Origin of the sequence: Exiguobacterium sp. UBA6282 (assembly GCF_002440475.1) — a bacterium.
Classification (GTDB): Bacteria; Bacillota; Bacilli; order Exiguobacteriales; family Exiguobacteriaceae; genus Exiguobacterium_A.
Genome location: NZ_DJUM01000031.1, coordinates 1 through 6,112, shown reverse-complemented (window position 1 = coordinate 6,112; position 6,112 = coordinate 1). Strand labels below are relative to the sequence as shown.

The following is a 6,112-nucleotide window of genomic DNA, read 5'->3' as shown; positions in this document are numbered from 1 at the left end:
GATCGTCAGGAAGCGCTACAAGCCTTCGCTGAAAAACGACCACCACGCTTTGAAGGAAGATGAGGATGGTCGACGTTTGAAATAACCCGTATACTAACGATACACACTATGAACGACTGAAGAGAGAGTGAATACCATGAGTGCGAACACCCAATCGATGATCTTTACGATTTACGGCGATTACATTCGCCATTACGGCAATCAAATCTGGGTCGGGAGTTTAATTCGACTCGTCAAAGAGTTCGGACATAACGAACAGGCCGTTCGGGTTGCTGTGTCCCGAATGGTTAAACAAGGCTGGCTCGTCTCCGAGAAACAAGGAAATAAAAGCTTCTATTCATTGACACCACGTGGGGTGGAACGGATGGAAGAAGCAGCGCGCCGGATCTACAGATCAACACCGCACGACTGGGACGGGAAGTGGCGGACGCTGATGTACACGATTCCGGAGGATAAACGCCAAATTCGCGATGAGCTCCGCAAAGAACTGACGTGGAGTGGGTTTGGCAACTTATCGAACGGGGTTTGGATTTCACCGAATCCGCTTGAAAAAGAGGCGGAACGATTGATTGAAGCGTACGAAATCGAAGAGTATGTCGATTTCTTCGTCGGTGAATACCACGGTCCGAAGCAAGACCAATCCCTTGTTGAGCGCGCTTTTCCACTAGAGGAATTGCAGGAACGTTACGAAACGTTCATCACGGATTATAGCCGGCAATACATCGTCCATCAGAGTCAGCTCCAACTAGGAGAAATGACGGATGAGCAGTGTTTCGTCGAACGGACGATGCTCGTACATGAGTACCGAAAATTCCTCTTCACGGATCCGGGACTCCCGCAAGAACTATTACCGGATGCTTGGAGCGGACACCATGCGGCACTGTTGTTCGAGCAATATTACCGTCTGCTTGCGCAACCAGCGAGCCGGTTCTTTGAATCAATCTTTGAAGAGACACACGATGTGTCACAACGTAGCGCTTCGTATGATGCAACAGAACACCCGCTGTTTGCGGAACGATGATATATAAAAAAGCGGGACAGATCACGCGATCCGCCCCGCATTCGTGTCATTCAGATGTGTTCTGTTCAGCTGATCCTGCGAGAATGTTTCGGAAAGCGTAACCTTTATCGACATAGGAATCAATCGACTCCTGAATCATCGCGAGGTCCGATTCCGTCAGTTCACGCACGACTTTACCCGGTGAGCCGATGATCAGCGAACGGGGTGGGAAGACTTTTCCTGATGGAATCAACGTGTTCGCCCCGATGATGCATTCCTCACCGATGTCTGCATGATCAAGAACGGTCGCGCCCATTCCGACGATCGAACGACGTCCGATTTTACAGCCGTGTAAAACCGCGTTATGTCCGACCGTCACTTCATCCTCGATGACGACAGGTGCGCCTTCGTACAGATGAATCGTTGCGTTGTCTTGGATACTGCAGCGTTTGCCGATTGTAATCGGTCCTTCGTCACCGCGTAATACAGCGTTGAACCAGATGGTAGACTCGGAACCGATCGTGACGTCTCCAATCAGATAAGCGCCAGGAGCGATGAATACATCGGATGCTACGTTCGGATGAATCGATTGATACGGAATCTTCATAACAGAACGACCTCATTTCTAGGATAAGATGAACTACTATTCATTCCCTGTCAGTATATCATGCGGTGGGAGTCGAGAACGGAGGAAAGATATGTTTCCTATTTGTGAGCTATTCAACATTCGTTATCCATTGATCCAAGGAGGGATGGGTAACATTAGTCATGCAGCACTCACGGCAGCGGTGTCGAATGCCGGAGGACTCGGAACGCTTGGGTGCGGTACGTTGTCGGTCGATGAAGTAGCGTCTCGGATTCAGGAGACACGAACCCTGACGGAGCAACCATTTGCCTTGAACATCGCGATTCGTGTATCTCCTTATACGGAAGCACTGATCGATCTCGCGATTGCAGAAAAGATTCCGGTCGTCTCTTTGTCGGCAGGAAATCCGGCACCATACATAGAGCGACTACAAGCCGCTGGCATCAAAACGATTGCGGTCGTCGCCTCGGTCAAACAGGCAGTAAAGGCAGAACAGGCAGGCGCTGATGTACTCGTAGCAGAAGGGGTTGAAGCGGCAGGTATCAATTCCCCGCTTGAACTGACGACCCTCACTTTGATTCCGCAGCTTGTCGACCGGGTCAAGATTCCGGTTCTTGCAGCGGGTGGGGTTGGCGATGGGCGTGGACTAGCAGCTGTCCTGTTGCTTGGTGCTGCCGGCGTCCAGCTCGGAACACGGTTGATCGCGACGGAAGATGCGAAGGTTCATCCAGTTTATAAATCGCGCTTAACGGATGCGACAGATACCGATACACGCATCATCGGGCGCTCCGTTGGATTTGTCCGACGTGTCCTTGATGGTCCTTACGTCGAACACCTCACAGCCGAGACACCTACTGCTTTTCTCGATCAGACGAATGAGTCGTATCATATTACAGGCGCTCTTGAAGGCGATGAAGAGAAAGGATATGTCAACGCTGGACTGGTTGCCGGTTTGATTCGTGATGTGCCAACGGTTGCTGAGTTGTTTACGCGCATGATGGAGGAAGCAGAGGAACAGCTGAAGCGGACGACTGCTCGTTTTGCGACATGAACATACAATGATGACCCGTAAACCCGCTTGTGGAAAGCGGGTTTTTCATGTTTTTTTGAAAATGGGACATTTGTCCTTTTCAAGTGAGGCACGAATAAGGTCTACTCTAGTGTAGAGATTAAAGGAGGAGATGACGTGCAAGGAGTCGTGTTTGCTTTGATGAGCGGTCTGTTCATCGCCCTGCAAGGTATATTCAATGCGCGCCTTGCGACAGGCGTCGGACCGTGGTTATCCGTATTGATCGTCCACTTTGTTGGTCTGATGGGTTGTTTAGTCATTTATAGCTTCGTACGAGATCGGAAAATCGGCGGATTCCGTCAGTTACCGTGGATTTATGCGAGCGGTGGTTTGATTGGCGTGCTAGTCGTCGTAACGGAACTCACAGCGATCCAAAAACTCGGCATGACATGGGCGATGTGTTTGTTACTCGTCGCGCAGATTTTATGTGCCTTTCTGATTGATTTAAAAGGATGGTTCGGTGTCTTAAAAAAACAAGGAAATTGTGGTCAGTGGGTTGGTGTGGGTCTCATGCTTGCAGGAGTTGCGATTTTCTCACTTGCCTAAAGGGAGGGAACGAACATGGAAACCGTCATCCAACAATATGGACTGGATACGATTTTAACGGAAGAGACGCGCGCTTGGTTGCGTGAAGAAACCTTCCGAAAAGGAGAACTCCTCTGTACGACCGGTGCGACAATCGACCGGATGTACTTCATCGTCGCAGGCAAGGTCAAGATTTCTGCTGCTTCGTCAGAAGGGAAACAACGGATTTTACGATTCAAAACACCACTGACAGTGATTGGTGACGCCGAGTTCATCAATGAACGAGAAGTGTTGAATACAGTTGAGGCGGTGACCGATGTCGATGTGTTGAGCGTGCCGTATGCGATTTTACGCGAGCACAATACGACGAATGTCTTTCTGCAATTTTTACTACGAACAATTACAGCGAAGTGGTATGCCGATTCGAAATCAGCGTCGCACCACGTACTCTATACGGTCGAGGAGCGATTTGCAGGCTACTTATTATCGATTGCGTCCGAAGCTAGTGACAGTTTGTTTTATCAGGAGATGCGGACGTCGAATCTACATGACGTCGCTGACTGGCTTGGAACGAGTTATCGTCACCTTAACCGGATCATCACGAAGTTGTGTGAGGAAGAGATCCTTGTTCGACGACGTGGCAAGATCATCATCGTCGATTTGGAACGGATTCGCGAGAAAGCGAACGGTAACAGCTATGAGTAAGGAGGAACGAACATGATAATAGGCATTGTGTGTGCCGTATTGGCTGGAATGTTAATCAGTTTGCAGACGGTATTGAATGCTCGGATGAGTGATGCATTCGGCGCATGGGCGACGACGACGCTGGTTTTCTTCGTCGGCTTCATCGGAGCAAGCATCACGTATGTCCTGTTTCGTGGTGGAACGATCGGACAGATTCAAAACGTTTCACCACTCTACTGGTTCGGTGGACTCGTAGGTGTCGGTGTCGTCTTTTGTGTCATGCGCGGGATTCAATTGCTTGGTCCGTCCGTCGCGATCTCTGTCGTTCTGATTTCGCAGTTAAGCTTTGCTCTCGCTGTCGATACGTTCGGTTGGTTCGGTTTACCACAAATTGATTTATCATTCGGTCAGCTCGTCGGTCTCGCTGTCATGGTATGTGGGATCTTCATTTTGAAGCGGTATCAAGTCGTGGCGCCGGAACAACAGGCAAAGGATCAGATAGAACGTGTTTCGTAATAACCGAATACAGAACGAGGACGGTGGTATTCCAATCCACTGTCTTTTTTTGACTAGTTTTTGACCTGGATCATGCGTTTTCTAAAGTAAAGCGAGAGGACAAGGATGAGAAGACCACAGTACAACATGATCGTCGTGATTGAAACATGAAACGACAGTAGAAAAGAGAGAAGCGCATAAGATAATGGAACGAGACCGTTTGACGCGGCATTCACGACACTCATGACACGTCCCATCGTCTGTTCCGCACACTGAGACTGGATGAACGTAATGAAGCGAATATTGATGATGGAAGAAAGGACACCAAGTGATAACAGGATGATCAGGTACAACAAAATCTGCTGGACTTGACTAAGCAGGAAGAAAAGCAAACCTAAGGCGCCAATCAATCGGACCGATGAGGTAAGCCCATTTGCTTTCTTCTGCGTAAAACCACTCCAGAGCGCCCCTCCGAGCATTCCCATTTGATAAGCCCCTTGCATATAACTTAAATCCATCGCATCTCCTTGGAGCACATCATGAACGAGTAAGGGGATTCCGAGTAAGAGTGGTCCAAAGAAAAAGAAGTTGACACAGATGACAAGAAAAAGTGTCTGCTTGAGTTGCTGAAGGTGAAAGACGTAATGTAGCCCTTCTTTTAGTTCAAAGAGAGCTGAATGCTGAAGCGATCGCTTGATCTTAGATTCGCGAATACCATACGTGAAAAGGAGCGTCAGACAGAGTGTGCCGAAAATCACGAGAAAGACGTGCGAGTAAGAAGAATAGCTGAGGATGACTCCACCAAGAATCGGACCTGAAAAGAGGGCGATTTGATTAGATGTCTGAATCAGTGAATTGGCTTTAGTGAGTTGTTCTTTAGGAACGAGTGTAGGCAGTAAGGAAGCATTCGCCGGCGAAAAGAATGCATCCACACTACCGAATAGAAAGGCGAATCCTAAAATCGTCAGCAATGTAAGCTGATCGGTATGAAGTAATGCGAGAAGACAGAGAATGAAACTGATCCGTAAAGCGCTCGAGATGCGCATGATCGTCGAACGTTTATAGCGATCGGATAGGACGCCACCGAATAACATGAGAAAAATACGGGGTAACAAGGTGGCCATGAGGACGAATCCAAGAAATGAAGCCTGGTTTAGCGTATGGATGACATACCATTGTTCAACAAACAGATAGGTTGATAGGGAGAGGGCAGAGCACATACCGGACCCCCATAAAAATAAAAAAGATCGATTTTTAAACAGCGATTGTTGCGTATCCATTTCAATAGGCAGCATGTGGCACCTCCGGTTTAGACCTCGTCATTCTCAAATAGTGGTTCATCAATTGCAAAGGCAGTCGTCATGATATAGAAGTGTTTTTTATCTTCTTCGTCTAGTGAAGGGAACCGTGTGAACTCGTCCAATAGAGCACGATATTTTGTAGCAAAGCGTTGAAAGTCGGCTTCAGACATCGTCAGTTCCTTTTGAAGTGATAAGCTCATCCAGTCCTCGACGTTCGAAGATGAAGGAGAAAAAGTAGCTGTCGGAGCCGTAAGAACGCGTGTCTTTGCCCGGTCCAACACTTCGAGATACGACTGCCGGGTCGCTTCATTCGTCTCGACGAATTTCAGTAGATGATCGGCAGGAATGTATCCTCGAGCAATCGCTTGATAGTATTTCAATAGATTGCCGCCCTGTTCTTCCGTCCGGACGAGGTGAATCAAGTCATGCTTTTCAAGTTCCCGTACGTGATA

The 6,112-nt window shown here is 48.4% G+C and carries 8 protein-coding genes; 5 read left to right on the top strand and 3 right to left on the bottom strand.

The genetic code is table 11. From position 1 onward, the window contains the following. Nucleotides 1-136 precede the first annotated feature (136 nt). Nucleotides 137-1,021: a phenylacetic acid degradation operon negative regulatory protein PaaX gene (gene paaX, locus B2751_RS09415; RefSeq protein ID WP_290747967.1), complete on the top strand. Its 885-nt coding sequence runs from the start codon at nt 137-139 to the stop codon at nt 1,019-1,021. A gap of 46 nt (nt 1,022-1,067) precedes the next feature. Here paaX and B2751_RS09410 read toward each other — a convergent pair whose 3' ends face one another. Further along, nucleotides 1,068-1,607 (bottom strand): gamma carbonic anhydrase family protein, encoded by a 540-nt coding sequence (locus B2751_RS09410; protein WP_290774427.1) that lies wholly within the window; start codon nt 1,605-1,607, stop codon nt 1,068-1,070. A 91-nt stretch (nt 1,608-1,698) separates the two neighbouring features. Between B2751_RS09410 and B2751_RS09405 the strand changes: the two genes are divergently transcribed. The 4 genes from B2751_RS09405 to B2751_RS09390 all read left to right on the top strand — a co-directional run bounded on the left by B2751_RS09405 (nt 1,699) and on the right by B2751_RS09390 (nt 4,380). Then, nucleotides 1,699-2,637, top strand: coding sequence for an NAD(P)H-dependent flavin oxidoreductase (locus B2751_RS09405; RefSeq protein ID WP_290774425.1), 939 nt, complete (start codon nt 1,699-1,701; stop codon nt 2,635-2,637). A 135-nt stretch (nt 2,638-2,772) separates the two neighbouring features. Further along, a complete protein-coding gene (locus B2751_RS09400; RefSeq protein WP_290774423.1) occupies nt 2,773-3,201 on the top strand; it encodes a DMT family transporter in 429 nt (142 codons plus the stop codon). Between the two features lie 15 nt (nt 3,202-3,216). Next, nucleotides 3,217-3,885 (top strand): Crp/Fnr family transcriptional regulator, encoded by a 669-nt coding sequence (locus B2751_RS09395; protein WP_035399014.1) that lies wholly within the window; start codon nt 3,217-3,219, stop codon nt 3,883-3,885. 12 nt (nt 3,886-3,897) lie between these two features. Next, a complete protein-coding gene (locus B2751_RS09390; RefSeq protein WP_290774421.1) occupies nt 3,898-4,380 on the top strand; it encodes a DMT family transporter in 483 nt (160 codons plus the stop codon). A gap of 53 nt (nt 4,381-4,433) precedes the next feature. On the opposite strand, the gene B2751_RS09385 is transcribed toward B2751_RS09390, so the two are convergent. Continuing rightward, a complete protein-coding gene (locus B2751_RS09385; protein ID WP_290774419.1) occupies nt 4,434-5,654 on the bottom strand; it encodes an MFS transporter in 1,221 nt (406 codons plus the stop codon). Nucleotides 5,655-5,668: 14 nt separating this feature from the next. Then, nucleotides 5,669-6,112, bottom strand: a 444-nt coding sequence (locus B2751_RS09380) for an ArsR family transcriptional regulator (RefSeq protein WP_290774417.1), incomplete at its 5' end; no start/stop codon positions are given.

Coding starts and splice junctions, on each gene's coding strand:
- B2751_RS09390 (WP_290774421.1), top strand. CDS start 3,898: ATGATAATAGGCATTGTGTGTGCCGTATTGGCTGGAATGTTAATCAGT.
- B2751_RS09385 (WP_290774419.1), bottom strand. CDS start 5,654: ATGCTGCCTATTGAAATGGATACGCAACAATCGCTGTTTAAAAATCGA.
- paaX (WP_290747967.1), top strand. CDS start 137: ATGAGTGCGAACACCCAATCGATGATCTTTACGATTTACGGCGATTAC.
- B2751_RS09405 (WP_290774425.1), top strand. CDS start 1,699: ATGTTTCCTATTTGTGAGCTATTCAACATTCGTTATCCATTGATCCAA.
- B2751_RS09410 (WP_290774427.1), bottom strand. CDS start 1,607: ATGAAGATTCCGTATCAATCGATTCATCCGAACGTAGCATCCGATGTA.
- B2751_RS09395 (WP_035399014.1), top strand. CDS start 3,217: ATGGAAACCGTCATCCAACAATATGGACTGGATACGATTTTAACGGAA.